At 37.6% G+C, this 22,369-nt stretch carries 14 protein-coding genes; 3 read left to right on the top strand and 11 right to left on the bottom strand.

Annotated elements, in window-relative coordinates; genetic code table 11:
• Positions 1–126 precede the first annotated feature (126 nt).
• Positions 127–6,033 (top strand): MG2 domain-containing protein, encoded by a 5,907-nt coding sequence (locus ACP6L2_RS14580; protein ID WP_440510058.1) that lies wholly within the window; start codon positions 127–129, stop codon positions 6,031–6,033.
• A gap of 105 nt (positions 6,034–6,138) precedes the next feature.
• Here ACP6L2_RS14580 and ACP6L2_RS14575 read toward each other — a convergent pair whose 3' ends face one another.
• The 6 genes from ACP6L2_RS14575 to gyrB form a co-directional block, all read right to left on the bottom strand.
• Positions 6,139–8,370 (bottom strand): sodium-translocating pyrophosphatase, encoded by a 2,232-nt coding sequence (locus tag ACP6L2_RS14575; protein ID WP_440510057.1) that lies wholly within the window; start codon positions 8,368–8,370, stop codon positions 6,139–6,141.
• A gap of 143 nt (positions 8,371–8,513) precedes the next feature.
• A complete protein-coding gene (locus ACP6L2_RS14570; RefSeq protein ID WP_440510056.1) occupies positions 8,514–10,412 on the bottom strand; it encodes a RecQ family ATP-dependent DNA helicase in 1,899 nt (632 codons plus the stop codon).
• Between the two features lie 181 nt (positions 10,413–10,593).
• A complete protein-coding gene (locus tag ACP6L2_RS14565; RefSeq protein ID WP_440510055.1) occupies positions 10,594–12,471 on the bottom strand; it encodes a ComEC/Rec2 family competence protein in 1,878 nt (625 codons plus the stop codon).
• On the bottom strand, positions 12,462–14,480 hold the full coding sequence (locus ACP6L2_RS14560; RefSeq protein WP_440510054.1) for a ComEA family DNA-binding protein: 2,019 nt from the start codon (positions 14,478–14,480) through the stop codon (positions 12,462–12,464). The genes ACP6L2_RS14565 and ACP6L2_RS14560 overlap by 10 nt, the downstream gene beginning before the upstream one ends.
• 188 nt (positions 14,481–14,668) lie before the next feature.
• Entirely contained in the window at positions 14,669–16,072 is a 1,404-nt protein-coding gene (locus ACP6L2_RS14555) for a thioredoxin family protein (RefSeq protein WP_440510053.1), read from the bottom strand.
• Between the two features lie 105 nt (positions 16,073–16,177).
• The gene (gene gyrB / locus ACP6L2_RS14550) at positions 16,178–18,136 is read right to left on the bottom strand and encodes a DNA topoisomerase (ATP-hydrolyzing) subunit B (protein WP_344673549.1); all 1,959 of its coding nucleotides are present in this window, start codon (positions 18,134–18,136) and stop codon (positions 16,178–16,180) included.
• Between the two features lie 211 nt (positions 18,137–18,347).
• On the opposite strand from gyrB, the gene ACP6L2_RS14545 reads away from it, so the two are divergent.
• Both ACP6L2_RS14545 and ACP6L2_RS14540 read left to right on the top strand, forming a co-directional pair.
• The gene (locus tag ACP6L2_RS14545) at positions 18,348–18,956 is read left to right on the top strand and encodes an OmpH family outer membrane protein (protein WP_440510052.1); all 609 of its coding nucleotides are present in this window, start codon (positions 18,348–18,350) and stop codon (positions 18,954–18,956) included.
• 172 nt (positions 18,957–19,128) lie between these two features.
• Positions 19,129–20,034, top strand: coding sequence for a magnesium transporter CorA family protein (locus ACP6L2_RS14540; protein ID WP_440510051.1), 906 nt, complete (start codon positions 19,129–19,131; stop codon positions 20,032–20,034).
• Here ACP6L2_RS14540 and tsaB read toward each other — a convergent pair.
• The 5 genes from tsaB to mscL all read right to left on the bottom strand — a co-directional run bounded on the left by tsaB (position 20,029) and on the right by mscL (position 22,171).
• On the bottom strand, positions 20,029–20,742 hold the full coding sequence (gene tsaB, locus ACP6L2_RS14535) for a tRNA (adenosine(37)-N6)-threonylcarbamoyltransferase complex dimerization subunit type 1 TsaB (RefSeq protein WP_440510050.1): 714 nt from the start codon (positions 20,740–20,742) through the stop codon (positions 20,029–20,031). The genes ACP6L2_RS14540 and tsaB overlap by 6 nt on opposite strands.
• Positions 20,743–20,745: 3 nt before the next feature.
• Positions 20,746–21,000, bottom strand: coding sequence for a membrane protein insertion efficiency factor YidD (gene yidD / locus ACP6L2_RS14530; RefSeq protein WP_344673545.1), 255 nt, complete (start codon positions 20,998–21,000; stop codon positions 20,746–20,748).
• Entirely contained in the window at positions 20,963–21,370 is a 408-nt protein-coding gene (locus ACP6L2_RS14525; RefSeq protein ID WP_440510049.1) for a ribonuclease P protein component, read from the bottom strand. The genes yidD and ACP6L2_RS14525 overlap by 38 nt, the downstream gene beginning before the upstream one ends.
• A gap of 61 nt (positions 21,371–21,431) precedes the next feature.
• Positions 21,432–21,590, bottom strand: coding sequence for a 50S ribosomal protein L34 (rpmH, locus tag ACP6L2_RS14520; RefSeq protein WP_075991291.1), 159 nt, complete (start codon positions 21,588–21,590; stop codon positions 21,432–21,434).
• A gap of 173 nt (positions 21,591–21,763) precedes the next feature.
• Positions 21,764–22,171: a large-conductance mechanosensitive channel protein MscL gene (gene mscL / locus ACP6L2_RS14515; RefSeq protein ID WP_440510048.1), complete on the bottom strand. Its 408-nt coding sequence runs from the start codon at positions 22,169–22,171 to the stop codon at positions 21,764–21,766.
• Positions 22,172–22,369: the final 198 nt, after the last annotated feature.

Below are 22,369 nucleotides of genomic sequence, written 5' to 3'. Positions count from 1 at the left end.
AACATTGATTACCAATACTTAGCACCCTCCAATTATTTATTTTTTCATTCGAGTTATGGAAAACATAATTATCTTGCATCCGTTGTTAAAAATAATTGCACATTATTAACAAACGTCAAACTGATTATGAAAAAAGCCCTTTGGATCTCTATTTTATTTGTAATTACCTGTATTGTTCCATTCTATTCCCTGGCACAGACTAGCCTAGAGGATAAATGGAAGGAGGTAAACCGTCTTATTGGTATTAAGAACTATGATCAGACCCTTCCCATCCTAGCTGATATCAAGGTAATGGCTATACGCAACAATGATGAAGGCACTTGGGTTAAAGCTTTTTTGGCAGAAAGCTTAGCAAAGGGAAATAATGTGGATGATGATCAAGTTTTCGAGAACCAAGAAAAGCATTTCAAATCAAACATTGCCGCGTCCAAAGGTCTCAGAAAAGCTGTTCTACAGAACTTCTATGCTTCCTACCTCCTATCCAATGAATTCCGTTATCTTTCCAAATCAGACAACATCTTCTTTCAGGCAGATGAAGATAAAAAGAAGCGAATAATCGATTCCATTTATAGGCTATCCATTCAAGACCGCGAAGAGTTAGAAAAATCGAAAATCGGGTCATGGTCTGCCATGCTAAATGATCAGAAAAACATTAGCTTAAGCCCTACTTTATATCATTTTGTCACGAAAGATTATTTGGACTTTTTAATGCGCGATAAAAAGGAAAATAAAAAGAAGATCGATGAGTTAATTAAGCATCTCAGTGCATTAAATAAAAGAAACAATTATGCTGATGCACAAGCGAACCTTCGTTTTATTACACTAGATATTAGCTATTCCAATAATTTAATTTTTAACGATGAAATCTCAAAAATCATCAATAGCCAAAAGAGTAATTTTAATGCCTATCTACTTTTCTTATTAGCTCAAAGAAAATTTGAGATTCAACAATATGAAGAAGCTATAAAACTATTAAATCAAGCAAAATCCGATTATCCGAACTCACCTTGGTTGGTAAATGTCAATAGTCTTTACAAAGAAATTAAGAAAGTTGATGTTGGCATAAGCAATAATAAATTCGCACCAGCAAATCAATATGTACCCATTAAGGTTTCTGGTAAAAATTTAGACTCACTGTATATCCGCGTATATAATAGCACCCTTAAGACTAAGAACCCAAAATTCTACAGCATAAAATACGATAGCATTAGCAAAATAACATCCATTCAGGCACCTTTGGTATATGAAGAAGTTATCAAATTAACAGATTTCAACAGCTATGATCCGCAAATAAGCATCTATAAATTAAATCCGTTACCGTATGGTCAATATACTATAATAGTATCCAATAACAAGGAATTTAAGGATGATGGATTATACGAAGATGTTTCAAGTAGCCAAATCTATATTAGTGATCAATTTTTTCAAGCCTCTTTAACGGATGAACAGGATGATTATGATTTGTATTCTGGTATTTTGATTAATCGAGTTACCGGAGAGCCTTTTTCAAATAAAAAACTGAGTTTATACGACTTCCCGGATTCCACTAAAGCCAAATTAATATCGACTTTAAAGACTGATGCAAAGGGTCAATTCACTTTTAAGTCCATCGCTAAAAAGGCAATGTATGATCTTCAGGATTATTATCTCGCAATACCAGGCGAAGATCAGCTTATTGAATTAGCAGAGATTTCTCATTTTCCTCATGACGTAAATTCGGGTGACGAGGAAGACGAAGAAGGAGATATTCAAGCAATTTTATTGACGGACCGTGCCATCTATCGTCCAGGTCAAAAGCTATATTTTAAATCTGTGGTTTATAATAACCATTATCAAAAAGGAAAAGTCTTAGCAGATCAAAAAATTGAAATCCGCTTATTTGATGCCAACCGTAGAAAGATAGACTCGATATTCCTAAAAAGCAATGCTTACGGTTCAGCAGACAGTAGTTTTAATCTCCCAAGCAATACCTTGGCCGGTAACTTCTCCATGGAAGTATATTATAAAAATCAACAAATTGGAAATAAATATTTCAGGGTGGAGGAATATAAGCGTCCGACTTTCAAGGTTCAATTAGAGGTAAACAAGGAAACATATACCAAGAAAGATACTACCATATTTAAAGGAAAAGCGGAAATGCTTTCTGGTGCACCTTTGATTGATGCTGAAGTTCGGATAAAAGTAGAGGTATCTAGTAATGAATATCCATATTACCGAAATAGGAACAATCTAACAGATACGATTTCCACTGACCAAAAAGGCAATTTTGAATTCAAAATCCCTTTAATGGACAGTACCTATAAGGGGATGGAGAATATATTCTTTAGATTCACTGCCGAAGTAGTCAATCAAACAGGTGAATTGCAGACTGCATCGGGATCTTATCAATTCAGTAATAAACCATGGCGAATTCAGGTAGAAGCTGACAATAGACAAGAAGCATTACGCTGGTCAAAATTGTGGGTCAATACCACTAATCAGAATAACCAACCTTTAAAATTTGCTGGAAAGGTAGAAATTTATAAATATGGCGAACCAAATGTCGTTATTCCTGCAAATGAAAAGAATATTTATAGTGCCATTACCAAGCATATTCTAAGCAAGGAGGAATACAAAAAATACTTTCCAAAGAATATAGATCCGGATTTCAGTTTTAAGAATGAAGAACAGAAGACATTAATTGCTTCCTATAACTTTGACACTCGCGATACCAATTTGGTGAAAATAGATTCTAGCTTATTTACCATGGGAAGATATGAGGTAAAAGCCTATTCAGTCTTTGAAAATGATACTATTGTGGGTACTAGTTTTGTGAATTTATATGACCCTGTTACCAAAAAAACTAATAAGTCTGAATTTCTAGTTTCAAGTTTAGATAGTATTCGTTATTCCGCGGGAGACTTGGTTAAAATCAACTTCCAAACGGATGAACCAGACGCCAAAAAATTATTCCTTTATAAGATCAAAAATGGTAAAAAATTAGATCCCGAGGTATTATCTTGGAAAAATGGATCAATAAACTACAGTTTTACCCTAGCTAAAGACGAGGTAAACAACAACCTTAGCTATGTGGCCGTCTTTTTGGTAAATAATAAATTTGAGAGCTTGAATATTTATATTCCAATCAATCGAGATGACAAATATCTAAACATTAAAACACATAGTTTCCGAGATAAAATAAGTCCCGGAGAAAAGGAAACTTGGTCTTTCAGCATCAGCCAAAAGGACAAGAAAATGCAAACAGAAGTTCTGGCTACGATGTATGACAGCGCATTAGATGATTTTAGTTCAAATGCATTCCCTTATTCCTTTGCTTTACGGTATCCGTATTATGGTTCGCCGAATTTCTACAATTGGTATAGTACATTTCATGAGAAAAGCTATCCTCGAGACATTTTCCAAAGTATGGATGCTTTTCATTACCTAGACAACGAGTTGCCTGTCGTTTTTAATTATGGTTTATGGAGCCAGATGATTCGATTTCCAGAGCCGGCCGTTTTTGACAGTATGTCGAGGAGTTCGGAGTTAAATGAGGTAGTTGTTGTAGGATCAGCTAAACAAGAACTTACCGGTGCAGTTCCAGGTGTTGCTATTAGAGGAAATGCGGATGCAGCAGGAGACGCTCAAACACCGCTTTATGTAATGGATGGTGAAGTAATCAGTGCCGCACAGTTTAATAGCTTGAACAAAGATAATATTGCGGAAGTTAAAGTATTAAAAGGTAATGAGGCTACAGCTATTTACGGTAGTAGGGCAGCAAATGGGGTGATTATTGTCCTAACAAAAGATTATAAAAAAGCAGAGGATCAACTTAATCAAGTCCAAGCACGTAAAAACCTTCAAGAAACTGCCTTCTTTTTCCCTAAACTTTACAGTGATGAGCAAGGAACGGTACGTTTTGAATTTGATAGTCCTGAAGCACTCACGAAATGGAAACTACTTCTGTTTGCACATGATAAGGAATTGAATGCCGGTTCAGCAACATTCTTTAGCCAGACACAGAAACAACTAATGCTGCGTCCGAATCTGCCTCGATATTTCAGGGAAGGGGATGAAATCCTGATCAAAGCGCAGGTACAGAACCTAAGTAAGGAAATCCAGATAGGGAATGCCCGTATCGAGCTTATCGATCCGGAAACCAATAACAATATCAGTAACAGGTTTATGGAAGGTGGACTGACCGTTCCGTTCCAGGTAGACCCGCAGAACAACGGTACTGTCAGTTGGAAACTACGAATTCCAGCAGATATCCATTCCGTACAGGTCAAGGTAATTGCAGCCACGGACACTCATTCCGATGGTGAAATCGTGGAGCTACCAATATTGTCCGATAAAGTTCTTATTACCGATACGGAGAAGATCCTATTGAAGGCCAAACAGGAAAAGGCCTATCAGATCAAGATCGGAGGCAAGGACAATGTTCAGGCCAAGGTACAGGTGCAGAGCAATCCGATCCTGGAAATCATTTCCGCACTGGACTATCTGAAAAACTATCCTTATGAATGTACCGAACAATCGGCCAGCAAGTGGTTCGGGTTGAAGGTACTGCAGTACATGGAAAAACATTATCCTGCCATATCCAACTACTTCAAGTCCATCGACAGCAAGGAAATGAAGGGCAACCTGGAGTCCAATGCTGCACTAAAGGACATCAAAATGGAAGAGATGCCATGGATCAGACAGATTGAAAATGATCAGGAGAAATTGAAACAATTGGCAAAACTGTTCCAATCCGATATTTCAAGTGAGCTTCAGGAGATAGAGAAAAAGATCATGGACAATCAGCTTTCCAGCGGTGGCTTCTCTTGGTTCAAGGGAGGACGTGCGGATACCTATATGTCCATCCGTATCCTGGAAGTGTTCGGCAAGGTATTACAATTGGATAAATCACTGATTGAGCCAAGTCTAATGCAAAAAAGCCAAAACCTCATGGATTACCTGGATAAGGACACGGCGGTATTCAATCCGAAGTCCGGAGCTTACATGGCCTTGAACTACCTACATGCCCGTCACTATTGGACGGCCTATAGAACAATTCCTAAGGATAACCTAAACAAGCTTAAACCAAGGTTACTGAACACCCCGCTCCTATCCGCTTCGGGAAGCGCTGGAGATGCCGCAAAAGCCTGGGTGGTAAACCTGTTATACGGAACGGGAAAAGAGGCAACCGAGATCCGCAATAGGCTTCAGCAGGAAATGATCACGGATGAGGACAAGGGAATCTACTGGCGCAGTAATGACAATAAATACAACAATGTCAGTCTCCAGTCCTATATGGTAGAAGCCTACAAGCTGAATGACCCGAGCAAGCTGATGGGAATCACACAGTACCTGTACTATAAGAAAAATGCAAACCATTGGTACAGCACCTGGATGACCGTAGATGCCATCTATGCCCTACTTCTAGCCAACAATCCGGCTGACTTTGTCCTCGTGAACAACATCAGCCTGAAAGTCGATCAACAGGATGTGAAATTAGATGATGTCGTCCTGGGTCAGGTGAGCAAGGAATGGGGCAAAGAAGAATTGAATGCCAATAAAAACATCGCTGTGACCAACAACAATGACCGCACGGTTTATGGCGGAATCTATCACCAATACTTTGTACCTGCAGCGGATGTTAAACAGACGACAAATGAACTTGCGGTCAGCAAGAAATACATGATCGAAAGAAATGGAAAATGGGAAGAGGCAAAAGAGGTACGATTAGGCGACAAGATCAAGGTTGAAATAACCGTCATTGCAGATAAGAACCTGAACTATGTTCACCTGAAGGACAGTAGACCGTCCGGAGTAGAACCTGTATATCAGGCTTCGGGATATCAGTGGCGAAGAGGTTATTACTTCACCCTGAAGGATGCTTCCACCAATTATTTCTTCGATTACCTGGCCAAGGGAAAACATACCTTCAGCTATGAGATCAAAGCAAACAATGTGGGTACATTCAACTCGGGAATAACGACCATCGATTGTATGTACGATCCTGCTGTAAATGCCAGGTCTGAAAACTTAGAAGTGAAGATTAAGGAATAACTAGAATAAGGGTCCTTTATATTTTGAATTCCTTAATTTGAATGAATAAAAAAAACACCGTATCGAATAATTCGATACGGTGTTTTTATATTGTTTGGATCTTAATTATTTCTGATCCTTATTCAGCATAACCACTTTTTCGGTTTTTACTTCTTTCTCTTTTTTAGCAGTTGTTGTTAAACCATGGCCACCTAAAATTGGCGCAATAACCAACCCTACCAAACAAGTTAACTTGATTAGGATATTCATGGAAGGTCCTGAGGTATCTTTAAAGGGATCTCCAACAGTATCACCTGTTACAGCAGCCTTATGTGCTTCTGAACCTTTAAAAGTCATTTCACCATTGATCATAACCCCTGCTTCGAAGGATTTTTTAGCATTATCCCAAGCTCCACCAGCATTATTCTGGAAGATTGCCCATAATACTCCTGATACCGCAACACCCGCCATATAGGCTCCTAAAGCTTCTGGCCCCATAACAAAACCAACAATAATTGGAGTAATAATCGTAATCGCTCCTGGCAACATCATTTCACGTAATGCAGCCTTGGTTGAAATATCCACACATTTTCCATATTCTGGTTTACCGGTTCCTTCCAATATTCCTGGAATTTCGCGAAACTGTCTTCTCACCTCATTCACCATATCCATTGCCGCCTTTCCAACTGACTGCATCGCTAAAGCAGAAAATACAACAGGTATCATACCTCCAATAAACAAAGCTGCCAATACATCGGCTTTGAAAATATTAATACCATCAATACCTGTAAAGGTCACATAGGCTGCAAATAAAGCTAGTGCGGTCAATGCTGCTGAAGCAATTGCAAACCCCTTTCCTACGGCCGCAGTAGTATTCCCTACGGAATCCAATACATCCGTACGCTGACGTACTTCCTTCGGCAATTCACTCATTTCCGCAATACCACCTGCATTATCTGCAATTGGTCCAAAGGCATCAATGGCTAATTGCATCGCGGTAGTAGCCATCATAGCTGAAGCTGCAATAGCTACTCCATAGAAACCTGCCAACGTATAAGAACCCCAAATGGCTAAGGCAAATAACAATACCGAAGAAGCCGTAGACTTCATTCCAGTGGCTAAACCTGCAATAATATTAGTTGCTGCACCTGTTGATGAATTCTGTACAATATTTAAAACTGGCTTCTTTCCTAAACCGGTATAAAATTCCGTGAAAGCAGATATTAATCCACCTACTGCCAATCCCACTATAGTGGAATAAAAGATATTCATTCTAGGAATTTCTTTATAGCCTTCTCCGAAAAATTTCATATGAATAACTTCAGGAAGCATATATTGAATTAAGAAATAACAAGATATAACCGTCAAGAGAATGGAAGTCCAGTTCCCCATATTAAGGGCTTTCTGTACTTGAGCTTCCTTGGCATCATTACTCGTCACCTTCACTAAAAAAGTACCTAATATCGAAGCTAAAATACCTACACCGGCAATTACAATTGGTAATAGAATTGGTCCCATACCATTGAATGCATCTGTATAAACTGTGCCAGTAGACTCGGCCATTTCTTTGATGATATAATTTCCTAGCACCATGGATGCAAGAACAGTCGCTACATAAGAACCGAAAAGGTCAGCTCCCATACCAGCCACATCGCCCACATTATCACCAACATTATCGGCAATAGTTGCTGGATTACGAGGATCATCCTCTGGAATACCAGCCTCTACTTTTCCAACTAAATCTGCTCCAACATCAGCCGCCTTGGTATAAATACCCCCTCCCACACGAGCAAATAAAGCAATAGATTCAGCCCCTAAAGAAAAACCAGCCAATGCTTCTAGGACAACGGTCATTTCATTGGTGAAGTTACCTCCCTCGGTAACAAACATTTTGAGGAACAATAAAAAGAAAATACTCAATCCTAATACTGCTAGTCCTGCTACTCCAAGGCCCATTACTGTACCACCTGAAAAAGAAACCTTTAATGCATGTGGCAAACTCGTTCTTGCCGCTTGGGTAGTACGAACGTTAGCACTGGTCGCAATGCGCATTCCAATGTTTCCAGCTAATGCTGAGAAGAATGCCCCACAGATAAAAGCAACCACAATAATCCAATGCGTCGTTTCTACAATTGTTGACACAAAGAATAAGGCAATGGAGGCAATAATAACAAAGATGAACAAAATCCGATACTCCGCTTTTAAGAAGGCCATAGCACCTTCCTTAATACTCTTGGAAATCGTCTGCATGTGGTTATCACCAGCATCTTGTTTATTTACCCATTGTGCTTTTACAAGCATGAAGAGCAAGCCTAAAACAGCTAATGCTGCAGGCAAATAGATAATAAATTGTTCCATAGAAAGTTTATTTGGTTGATATTAAAGTTATCACTTTTTTTGACAAAACAAAAAGTAATCAATGGAACTTTTCCGCAACAACTAATTGATTTAAGGGGAAATACAGCGTTATCTGGAGCAATAAACAGCTTGGATCTATTTATTTAAAAAACAATCCATGAATAGATACCATTTTCTAATCGAATTTGTCCTTTATCCATTAAGTTACGAAGGGTTTTTATTCGTATCTCTTCTTTTCCTATGGTTAAACGGTCCATGAGCTCATGAATGTCTAATGGTTGAGCAATGAGTATTTCCTGTATCTCCTTTTCAACCTTTGCAGATACATCTCCTTTATAGGCTGCTGTTACACAAAGATCGCATTGACCACAGGGTTCTACATCTTGTTCACCAAAATAACGTTGTAAGGAAATGCTCCTACAAACTTTCTCATCTAAGTATTGATAAATGGCTTTTAATTGTTCCTCCCGGAATGCACGTCGAGAAGCTATAAACTGACTGTCAATATACAGGTTCTTATAATCTACTCGTGCTTGTAAGAACTGCAATTGAGCTGCATCAGTTTTAGGAATATAAGTGGCAATTTCCTGTTGCTGCATTAGCTTCAGCATTTTACCAATCTCTTCATATGATTTACCAATCTTCTTGGCTAATTCAAATTCATTTAAAGGAACAAAAAAATCAAATGTACCACCATAGGAACGTTGAATTGCTTTTATCAAAGGATCAAAAAAAGCACTCTGCACTTGAAATTTGTAAAGCTCCTGATAGTCAACTTCAAATTTAAAACGAGAAGGAATATATGCTGCTTCGCTCACTGTTAACCATTTATCCTTCTCTAAAAACTTAAGGGCACTGATAGTTTTTAACACCTCCAGTTTATACTGTTTGCAAAAATCCACCAAATCAAAATCAAAGACCTGATCCTTCCCTGCTCCATAAGCTATCTGATAATAATTGCAGACATGATGGTAAACCTGTTGAATAAAAGGAATGCCAGGGAAATCATTTTCTAAATTCTCCCAAAGTCTTTCTCTATCGGATTGGTCATATAACAAGACTGGAAATGCCTTCTTCTCATCTCGTCCTGCGCGACCTGCTTCTTGGTAATAAGCCTCCAAGGAATCAGGAATATCCAAATGAATAACAAATCGAACATCGGGTTTATCAATCCCCATCCCAAAAGCATTCGTAGCAACAATTACTCGGGTTTTGTTATGAGTCCAGTCATCCTGCTTTTTCATCCGCTCCTGCATATTTAAACCAGCGTGGTAAAAATCCGCAGGTACGCCATGATTCAACAAATAACGAGCAACCTCCTGTGTTTCCTTCCTATTTCGAACATAAATGATTCCGGTACCACCCATTTTTTTGATAACACGTAGCATGCGATTCATCTTGTTTTCCTCTTCAAAAACCATATAGGCCAAATTCTCTCGACGAAAACTCTTAGAGAATACATTTTGTTCTCGAAAACCTAATTTCTCTTGAATATCCTGAACGACACGTGGCGTCGCAGTAGCTGTTAATGCCAAGAAAGGCACTTTTGGTTGTAGTTCTCTTAATTTTGTTAGTTCTAAGTATGGTGGTCTGAAATCATAACCCCATTGTGAAATACAATGCGCTTCATCAATTGCGAATAGGTTAACCTTCATGTGCCGTATCCGCTCTTGTACCAAGTCGGAATACAACCTTTCAGGAGATAAATACAGAAACTTGATATTACCGAAAATACAATTATCCAAGGTAATATCGATTTCCCGATAAGTCATCCCTGAATAAATAGCGACCGCCTGAATGCCTCTTTTACGAAGATTCTCCACCTGATCCTTCATCAAAGCTATCAAGGGTGAAATAACAATGCATATTCCCTCCATTTGCAAGCTAGGAACCTGAAAACAAAGAGATTTGCCACCTCCTGTGGGCATCAAACCGAGGGTATCTTTACCCAATAAAACCTCATGGATAATCTCTTCCTGTAATGGACGAAATCTATCGTATCCCCAATATTGTTTTAATATGGCTAAACTTGTTTGCTCCATGAATTTTTCTCTCCCAAACATACGCAAAATTATCCTTCATTATATAGTAGGGTTGATTCAGAGAATCCAACCGCCTGCTACAATTAGCTATATATTCCCAAGAATTTGAACCATCTAAAATAACCAGTTCAACTTGCACATGTTCATTAAATTCTCCATTCTCGCGGAGTATCAGAACCTTTCAAGGAATTTGCAAATCATGAGAGTCTACATCGCCTACCTGAACTTGAATCCTAGGATCAATTCCAATATAAATCGGAGACTTTTGAATATCTTTCAAGGATACAAACCGCTGATTGGCTTTATCAGCATAATGATCTAGGTCGCCTGAAATGGAATACTGTAAACTTTTATCACCAATGGAATCCTTATTGGAAAATACCAATACTTCACCATTTTGTATATAGCTAAAAGCGATATTTCTTTGCACATTATAGATGTGTAATCCAAAATATCGCATATCATGAATCCGTTGAAACAAGGCATAAACTATAATGAATAATAAGCCTATTAAACCGAAGATGATATAGCTTTTCATTCGATGATATGCAGCGGAAAGAATGAGAAGTAAAGTAAGATAACAACCTGCCACGAGCATAAGGTTCATAAAGGTGTTTTTTATAATTGCAAATGGCCAAGTTTCAATCCAAGAAAGAACTGCAACACTATATTTCAAGGTATATTCCATAAATAAACCCAACCCATTATTCACATCCTCAATGGGACTAATCATCAAAACTCCACCTGCCCAAACTAGCAACGTTGATGGGATAGCAATAAAGAGATTGGCAATTAGAAAATAAACCGGGAATTGATTGAAATAATATAAGGTAAGTGGTGTTGTCAGAATCTGAGCCGAAATACACACGAATATGGCTTTCTGCACAGGCATGAAAAAGGAATTTGTTTTTGGTAGCCATTCAGATAATAAAGGATAAAATAGTGTTATACCCAATACAGCAGTGAAGGAAAGTTGAAACCCAATATCGAAGAGCATATGAGGATCAAAGAGCAGGATAAAAAAAGCTGTTGCTGCTAGTATATTCGTGGAAAAGATAAACTTGTTTTGTAATCGTCCAAATGAAATCAACGTGATCATAATTGCTGCTCGCAATACAGGTGCAGCAAATCCAGCAATACTTGAGTATATCCAAACCAATAAAAGTATCACAATTAACTGCATAACATGACCCTTTGGCAATCGGTGCATAAATCCCAAACAAAACATCAGGAATCCGAAAACTACACCGATATGCATTCCTGAAATACTTAATACATGAATAGTTCCTGTACCACTAAATATCTTGGTTAGTTCACCCGGGAAATTCGTTCGATATCCAAGCACAATTGCAGATGCCATATTAAGTGCATCCCTATTTTTGATGTAGTTGCTAAATTTATGAACGAATTGCTTTTGCCAACCTTTGGTTATTCGGAGAAAATTCCAAACACTACCATTAGCATATAGATTCATTTTTGAAACCTGCCCCTCCAAGGAGTAATAGACGGCCTTATTTCTCATATATTTGCTGTAATCAAATTGATGAGGATTATAAGTTGGAGGCATGGCTTTCAATTTTCCATTGACCTGTACTTTATCACCAATATGTAAGGCTAGATTATCAGCCCCATCTTTCCAAAAAACTCCAAGTACCCTTAAATTAATTTCATGCTCAATTTTGCCATCGGATGCGCTTTTTACTTGCATTAAACAGCGTAATTGCTTATCCGTATGCGTAGGAATAGAAACCACCTCCGCAACAAAATTTCCTTCTTTGATCTCTAATTCATGCTGCTTGGGCATCTGCAAACTCATGACCAACATGGAAGAAATAAATAGAATTATTAATAGCAGTTTATCGTTAATAAACTGTCCACTTCCCCTATTTCTTATACCTACAAGAACCAATAAAATCCCGACTAAACCTAACAAAACAAATTGGAGAGAAATGTTCCATTGAACAAAACTACCAACAATAATTCCTGCTATGAGATTAATTAATAGCACTATAAAAATCCGCATTTTTAGTACGGATTGACCATCTTCTCTTATTTCCATTGATAACGAATTTGAAATTTTATATCTGATTTTTTATTTCCAATAATCTTGTCTAATCCTGAACCAATTGACTCTTCCTTGGGATACCACGTTAAAGCATAACGAAGCCAACAATCAAGGTTTTTACTAATTCGCCATTTCTGATTTAGGTATGTGCGAAACCCCTGTCTATAAAAGGAGGGAAAAGAAAAAGCATAAAGTAGATCGCGTTCATAAGTAAAAATGCGCGCATCATAACCATTTACATCAAACCAGGAAATACGAAAATTGCTTTGCCATGAATTCTTCAACCCACGCCATGACACATCTTGGTAAACCAAAAATCCTTGCTGATTTTGCTCTGCATCTTTCCCATGAAATTTCACCTCCAGATGATTCGCAATTCCTAATCGTTCTGTTAATTGATATCGAAATTGAATTCTAAATTGCTGCCTCAAGGCATTTGCCAAACCTGAGAGATTCTTTTTAGAGGCAGAAAAATTCTGCTGATACCATTTGTATTGATATCGAAATCGAACATGTCCCCTTTTATACCAAGAATACATCAATTGGGATTGAAGGAGGTATCCAGCACTTGGTAAGTCAACCCGATATAATGGCTGATCAAATTTCACATAGTCGAAACTGCTAATCCAACTGATTTTTCTATTTGGATGAAAACCGAAACTTCCAAAAAAACCTTTTTCATTGCCCAAATTCCCATGTGCTTGAAAAGACTGTGCATAAGTTTGTTTGTAGTTCCCGTCATAATTTCTATACCGAATATTTAAGGAATAAGCGCGTCCTAAGGCAGCACTTACCCCATGGTAATTCGCCCAACCAGAACCAATACTATGTGCCGTTTCACCATAAAACAACAGGTTTTTCCAGTTGTATTGATAGTTCATCTGCACTTGGTTTAACTGTCTTCCTCGGAATCTATTTTGGTTGTATTTTCTAATCGGCGGAGAATAGGGCTTGTCAAGCTCCATATGCAAAACTCCCAAACCAACCTTAAGTGTTGAAAGGTTATACATGACAGCAGCTCCGCCATGAGAAACAGCATAAGAAGCCCGATTTTTTAATTCTGTAGTTGTTCGGTGTAAACCACTGCTTTGCATGCTTCGGATATAATGACTTCCATCCTCAACTTCCTCAATTCTTCCAGTTTGCCGTAAGTAAGAGAGAAAAGAAACTAAAGTAAGTGCGCCAATTTTCCAAGAACCTGCCGCACCTCGGAGGTACTTACTCTCCATCATTCCCGTATGGGGTCTTATACCAATTGGTTGCTGTAAAACTGGAGCTAGACTATTTCGATTTGCAAATTGAGATCCTGTCCATATCATCAAGCCTTGACCCAATTGCACATGATAATCACCAACAATCAAGTGTTTCCCCTTCTGCAAATCACGATAATAAACTGATCCTGAATAGTGATCAAAACTAAGTTTACCGGAATCCATTGAAAATGGCTCTCCAGCATCCTTTTCCAAATTTAAAGACAGCAATAACTTGTCTTTCTGATTCCACCTGAATCGAACAGCAGTTTTATCTGCTGATCCTAAATAACGTAAGCGAGCATCTCCCTGACGGATATAGCCCTCTTGATTTTCAAGAATACGTCCATATGTTCCCATAACCCACCCACTACCTCTCGACTTAGTTAATTCCCAAATATCCTTCGACACATCCTGTGCTGAAGAAATTTTCACATACGGTAAAATGAGATTTATAGTGTGCAGATCAAATCCAGGTATAGATTGAAGTTCATAGATTGATAAAAAAGGTCCTGCTTTTTGGCGATAAGTAAAAAAAGCCAAAACCTGCTCTACAGTTAGAAAAAACAATTGGTTCAGTTCTTCCTCATTTACTCGATTTAAATCTAATGGCTTGTCCTTTAAAAATGCTAATTCGTCTATACGTTCAGCATAATCTTCATCTGCTTCCGATAGTTCCAAATCATTCAATATTTCTGATTCAATCTGCTCTTGTTCTTGGGCTTTAATGCTGACAATAATAACTAGCAACATTAAACATAATAACACAAGCTTATAGACCATACTTTTAAAATTTTCAAATATCCAATTGGATATTCCAAAAATAAGTACGGTATATTAATTAGAAATTAATTTAATCAAAAATGCACTTTAAGTTTTAAAAGTTAATTTAAATTTAACAGTAACTCTATATAAAAAAGGTCTTTGTTCAAGAAAAGATTCTACATGGATAATAATTCCTTTTCCCAAGAATGGACTAGCTCCCTTTCATTTTCAAAATCTCTAGCTTTTAAGGCTTTAATAGCTGCCTTCTTTGTCTTTATAGCCAAACTCCTATCACCTTTTAAATAATGAATTTTAGCAAGTAAGGAGAGGCTTTCAGGAATAATTTTATGATAGTAATCTTGATCTATTTCCATTAGTTTCAAAGAATAGTTGATCCAATTAATCAATTGAGACATTTCATTGGTTTTAGGATCAAGCTCCATCCAACGCTGGCAAACTGATAGAATTCCTCGATTTACTACTATTGTTTGTGTATGTCTATAGGTCAATAAATGTTTTTTCTGTTCAGGGTTTAGATTACCCTTCGAACGATCTTCCATTCTTTTTTTAACAGATTCGTAGATTAAACCATCCAACTTTAATAAGGAGTCTTGACTCAATTTAAGTAATTTATCCTCTAAATAGATTCTGGCAATTTTCTTATACTGTTCGGGGTTCTTAGTGGCATAAAAGTACCTTAGCCGAATTGCATCATCCTGCTCCTCATCAAAAACAGCCAAGTCCAGGTATTTATTATAACTAATAACTTTTTCAAGTAATGTTTCATCCCGATTTTCAATTGCTCGGTTAAGTGAATTCATTTGAGCCATCTGCACATATGTTTCTACATCTTCACTATTCTCCAAGGAGTCATAGGCAATAGAACGTGAAATCAAAACATCTAATGCTTGACCTAATTTTAGGCTTCTCGCATTAAAAGAAGCATTATCGGCTATTAATTGAAGGTTGATCAATTTTGCCGCTTCCTGAGTTCCGATTAGTGAAACATATTCATCCATCAAATCCGCATTGTCTAAAGCCAAAGAGGTCCTTTTCTTTAGATATTGATAAAAAAATGCTGAATTTTTTCTGTTCGATTCAAATTCCTGTGTTAGTTTTTTCAAGTTATCCTTGGAGGTCAAACTCTCTTGTGCTTTTGTGAGATGTTCAACTAACTTATCTTGAACCATAAATCCGGTAGCTTTATGGATTAATGTGCCTTCATGATCTAAAAATAAATAAGTGGGATAACTAGTTACATAATATTTTTTTGCAATGGCAATACCTTCTCCCTTCTCTGCATTTATTTTGACATTGATAAATTCTGCATTCATCCTCTTTCCCAATTTCACTTGAGAAAACACTTCAGCATCCATCCACTTACAGGAACCACACCAATCCGTATACATATCAATGAAAATCAATTTCCCTGAATTCCTTGATGCAACAAGATGGGATTCTAAGCTAGAATTTTCATCAAAATGAACCGGTTGCCCATAAGCTTCTAACTTTATCAGAAACAGGAAGAAAACAAGTAAATAACTACATATCCCTTTTCTATTAGACAGAATTGAATTCATAACCTTAGGCTTCTTTAAGAGTCAAATTACAAATAATCAACTATTTATCAAATAAAAAAGGATGATCATTTGATCATCCCTTTCCTTTATTTTAACAAGTTAAGCTTAAATATCAATTTTAGCGTAACGAGCATTTCTTTCAATAAACTCACGGCGAGGAGCTACCTCATCACCCATTAACATAGAGAAAATACGATCGCATTCTGCAGCATTCTCAATGGTAACCTGGCGTAAAGTACGTCTTTCAGGATCCATGGTAGTTTCCCATAGCTGCTCCGCGTTCATCTCTCCAAGACCTTTATAACGTTGAACATGTACACTATCCTCTTTTCCTGCTCCTTTAAGTCGTTGAATGGCTGCTAATCGTTGATCCTCTGTCCAAGCATATTCAAAATCCTTACCTTTTTTCACCATATATAGTGGAGGAGTAGCAATGTACACATACCCGCGCTCTACCAATTCTTTCATGTAACGGAAATAGAACGTCAATAGTAAGGTAGCAATGTGCGAACCATCCACATCGGCATCCGTCATGATGATAATCTTATGATAACGAAGTTTGTCAGTATTTAATGCTTTAGAATCCTCTGCAGTACCAATACTAACGCCCAATGCTGTAAACATATTTTTGATCTCTTCGTTCTCATAGATCTTATGTTCCATAGCTTTCTCCACGTTCAAGATTTTACCACGTAACGGCATGATTGCTTGCGTACGACGGTCACGGCCTTGCTTGGCAGTACCACCCGCTGAATCTCCCTCAACGAAGAAAATCTCACATTTTGCAGGATCATTATCAGAACAGTCAGCAAGTTTTCCCGGAAGTCCAGATCCACCCATAACCGTTTTACGTTGCACCAACTCACGAGCTTTACGAGCTGCAGCACGTGCTTGAGCAGCAACAATTACTTTCTGTACAATCAGTTTTGCTTCGCGTGGGTTTTCCTCCAAATAAGCACTCAAAATCTCCCCTACAGCCACATCAACAGCGCCCATTACTTCCGAGTTACCCAATTTAGTTTTGGTCTGTCCCTCAAATTGAGGCTCAGCAACCTTTACGGAAATAACAGCAGTTAAACCTTCGCGGAAGTCATCACCAACAATCTCAACCTTCTGATTTTTCAACAATCCTGAATCATCGGCATATTTCTTCAACGTACGAGTCAACCCTCTACGGAATCCAGCCACATGCGAACCTCCTTCAATAGTGTTGATGTTGTTCACATAAGAGTGAACATTCTCCGAATAGGTGTCGTTATATTGTAAAGCTAATTCCACCGGAATTCCTTGCTTAATTCCTTCAACATAAATAGGATCAGGAATTAAGGATGTACGATTACCGTCTAGGAATTTCACGAATTCTTGTAATCCACCTTCTGAAAAGAAAATATCACTACGGAAACTACCATCATCTTGAATATCGCGCTCATCGATTAACGTTAGACGGATACCTTTATTTAAGAATGATAGCTCACGCAGACGGTTAGCTAAGGTGTCATAGTTATAAACGATTGTAGTCGTAAAGATCTCCGGATCTGGATGAAAAGTTACAATTGTACCCGTGTCATTACTTGTTCCAATTTCTTTAACTTCAAACTGTGGTTTTCCTTGCATATATTCTTGCAAGAAAATCTTACCCTCACGGTGCACTTCTGCACGTAAAAGGGTTGATAAAGCATTCACACAGGATACCCCCACACCGTGTAAACCTCCGGAAACCTTATAAGTATCCTTATCAAATTTACCACCGGCGTGCAATACAGTCATTACCAACTCTAAGGCAGATTTATTCTCCTTTTTGTTGATCCCTGTTGGAATACCACGTCCATTATCTTTTACGGAAACAGAGTTGTCCTTATGAATGGTTACAACGATATCATCGCAATAACCGGCAACAGCTTCGTCGATGGAGTTATCGACTACTTCATAAACCAGGTGATGTAAGCCTTTCGGACCAGTGTCACCAATATACATGGAAGGACGCTTACGTACTGCTTCCAATCCTTCTAAAACTTGAATATTGTCCGCTGAATACGTTGACGGTTTTTTGTTTTCTTCGCTCATGAAAATGTATTAAAATTTACTGTTGATTAACTTTCAAAAATACGAAAAATAACCTTATAAATCAAACATTAAGAGCCTAAAAATACCATGAAATGGATAGAAAAAAAACCATTAAATAAGTGGCTTTTTTTGCCTTTTAAAGCAAGATGTACTTATTTTTCATTTTTTTATCTTAGGTTTGTTCTTCAGAAAATCGAAATACAAGAAAAGAATGAATAAATTAGTAAAATTGACTTTAGGAGTAGTTGCTACGGCGGCTATCGTTTCATGTAATCAGCAAGCGAGCAAAGAAACGCCTGCAAGCAGCACCCCTGCTACAAGTACCCAAGAGGTAGCTAAAGAAGAAAAAATCGTTTATGTAAATTCAGATTCTCTTTCTGAAAAATACCAATACTATAAAGATGTCCGCACAAAGCTAGAGGCAAAAGTAAAAAAAGCACAAAATGACCTTCAAGCTAAAGGACAAGCTTACCAACGTGAGTTAGCAGAATACCAACAAAAAGCTGGCTCCATGAGCGCCACAGAACGCCAGGCTACTGAAGAGCGTCTTGTACGTCTTCAAGGTGACCTAGGTCGTATGGATCAAAATGCATCTTCTAACATCGCTCAAGAAGAACAAACAGAATTCTCAAAAGTATATTCAGCAGTTACGGAATATTTGAAAAAACACTCCGAAGAAAAAGGATACAAATTAGTTTTAACCTATTCTAAAACTAACCCAACCGTTCTTTATGCTGAACCATCCATGGACATCACTAAACAGGTAATCGATGCCCTAAACAAAGAATATAGCGATAAAAACGCTTCTGCAAAGAAATAAGGCAGACAGAAATTTTATCAATAGAGGTGCTTTTCCATGAAAAGCACCTTTTTTATTATACAAATCTTCCATTTATTATCATTCAGTCCGAATTCCATCAACCTGAATATTGATCTTTATGAACTTTGATTTCTAAGGAAAACTCCCTAATTTCCATCATTAATTCGAAATTATGGTTAGGCAAATACTAAGTAAGGAGGAAAACGGTTTTGATTGGTACGACATTGCAAATCCTTCCATTGAGGATTTCAAACATTTAAAAGAAAAGTTCGACCTCAATGATGCTTCTATTAAGGATTGCTTGGAAATTGGTCATTTACCAAAGATTGAAGAATTTGAAAGCTACCACTTCCTTATTCTAAGAACCATAACCAGCCATTTCCCAGAAAGTTCCGATACCCTAACCGACATTACAAATCGCATTTCCCTATTCTATGATCAGGATTTCCTAATTACGGTACACCGTAATGAAATCGACTTTTTAAACAATCTCATGGAGTTAGACAAGGGTAATAAGAAACTGAAATCCAGCAAAAGCTTAGTCAACACCTTAGTTTCATCCTCACTCAAATCCTTTGAGGATCTCATTATGAATGAACTTTCGGAAAAATTAGATAGTTATGAGGAGATTGTTTTCTTGCACAACCGAAGAAAACCATTTATGCGGAAAGTTTACTACCTGAAGAGACAGGTAGATTTAATTCGGATTATTTTAACACTCTATAAAGACATTGTGGATTACTTCCACATGCCTGAATACCAAAACATTTATACCCAGGACTTACGGGATATCTATTCGCGCACGAATACTTTATATCGAAATATATCGGAAAACACAGCACAACTCTTATCTATATATTTCAATATCGAATCAAACCATACCAATGAGATTATGCGTACGCTGACCATAATCTCCGTATTCTTTATGCCACTGACATTTATAGTAGGAATTTACGGTATGAACTTCAAAAACATGCCTGAATTAGAATGGTACTACGGCTACCCCATGGTGATGGGTGGAATGCTCCTATTGGCTGTAATTATTTACCTATGGTTCAAACGCAAGCGATGGTTATGATAAAAGATTCTTCTTCGATTTAGTAGCCACAAAATCCTTTAGATAAAAAGGCTCAAAATAAGCCACATCCTCAAATTCTTGCTTTTGAAATTTTTCATAAGCCAACTTATCTTGATAGGTCGCGGATGTTTCAAATTTCGGAACAATATGGACATTCGGCTTATCAGCAAATAAAACTTCAAACTTATCTGCTCCAGAACCAAAAAGATACACTTCATAGCTTTTTTCCAAATAGGAATCAAAACTTTGCTCATCAACAATAAGGGCTTGAGTATCCTCTTGTTGGTTTTTCTCCAAATCAAAGAAAGCAGTATAAACCTCCTGTCTTCGAGCATCGATCATTGGGCACAACAAAACTAGACTAGCTTCAAGAGTAGAATTAGCCTGATAACCTGCTGTCATCGCTTCTAAGCTATTGATTCCGATCAAAGGGATATCCAACGCATAGCACAATCCTTTTGCGGCTGAGACACCTATTCGTAGGCCTGTATAAGACCCAGGCCCCATACTAACTGACACCGCTGATAAATCGGAAAACGTAATTTCAGCTTTCTCGATGGCCTTTTGAATTAAAACGGTTAATCCACTAGCGTGCGTGTTGGGCTCAGGACTTTCTATACATACGAAAGGAGCACCATCTTTAGAAATGGATACAGAACAAACCGGTGTTGCGGTTTCTATGGAAAGGATAAAGCTAGGTGTTGTCATGTTCTAAGGTACAGGGTCGTGGCCATGTCCACCCCATGGATTACAACGTGCAATCCGTTTGATGGTTAACCAGCCCCCTTTAAATGGGCCATATTTTAAAATTGCCTCTTTCCCATATTGCGAACAAGTCGGCGAATATCGACAAGAAGCACCCAAGAATGGTGAAATAAATAACTGATAAAAACGAATAACCACCAGGAAAAGCCACTTCAATGGAAGCTTAATCCCCTTTTCCCAGATTAGTTTTAACAAGTTCATTCTTCAGTTTTTCTATAAGTTGTTGCATTTTCATCTGCATATCGGCAAAAGCAATATCCTCTTGGCTGATATACTGAATTGCAAGAAACAAATGTAGGGAATGTTCCGTCAAAAGTACGTATAAGCTTTCTTTTTCTATACGATAGACTTCACGCATACGTCTTTTATAACGATTGCGATCGACGGCCTTTTTAAATTTTCGCTTGGATACAGAATGAATGACCTGTACCGGGAAGGGCAATTCTTGTGGAGACTGGGCAAATACTACCCGGAAAGGATACACAACAAAAGAAGAACCATTATGGAAAAGATGGTCTATCCACCTTTTACTACATAATCGTTCTTCTTTTGTGAATGTATATTGTTTCATTGCGATGACTGTTCAGCCGGCTGAATTAGCACGGTCTCACCCTCACCGGCAACTTCTTCGATTAACCTTTGTGACGGTATTCGTCAGAAACTGTTAGACGTTTTCTTCCTTTAGCTCTACGAGAAGCTAATACTCTTCTACCATTAGCTGAGCTCATACGCTCTCTGAATCCGTGTTTATTTCTTCTTTTTCTTTGCGAAGGTTGAAATGTTCTCTTCATGACGCTTTTATGCTTGTTTTAATACTTTTAATCAATTTATCCCTCAAAAGAGGAATGCAAAAATAAAGTTTATTTCACAATTACGCAACACCTTTAGACCAAATAAATAAAAAAAAGCAAATTATTTTAGGAATCCCCGCCATAACCTGCTTTTTTAAATTTTGTGGGATGACTTATTTGTTTTTTAAGATATCGCGGATTTCTGCAAGTAATGCCTCTTCTTTCGTAGGCGCTGGAGCTGCTTCTGGCTCTGCTGGTTTCTCACGTTTCAAGGAATTAATACCTTTGATCACCAAAAAGATACAGAATGCAATAATGATAAATTGGATCATCACGTTGATGAAGTTACCATAAGTAATTGCAACCTCTGCAACACCGGCAGCTTCGTCCGCCGCCTTGATCACATATTTCATGCTGGAGAAGTCAACTCCACCTGTAATAAAACCAATCGGAGGCATGATAATATCATCTACTAAAGAAGTAACAATCTTACCAAATGCACCACCGATTACTACACCGACTGCAAGGTCAATAACGCTGCCTCGCATCGCAAATTCTTTAAATTCTTTTAAAAATCCCATTGATTTAATAGTCTTAAAATGTGAAAAATGTTAATTGTAACTGAAAAATAACATAAATAATCCACAAAAAAAACGCTTTAGCTTGATATACTAAAATATTATCGAAAATAATTAGCTATATTAGGTAGTCTGAAACCTACATTTTGAAAAAAATGTTTATTGAGAAGTGAATTGTCACATTTTCCTTATATTTGAAGA

Origin of the sequence: Sphingobacterium lactis (assembly GCF_051951495.1) — a bacterium.
In the GTDB taxonomy this organism is placed as follows: domain Bacteria; phylum Bacteroidota; class Bacteroidia; order Sphingobacteriales; family Sphingobacteriaceae; genus Sphingobacterium; species Sphingobacterium lactis_A.
Note: the sequence above shows the minus strand (reverse complement) of the source record. Positions and strands in the feature narration are given on the sequence as shown.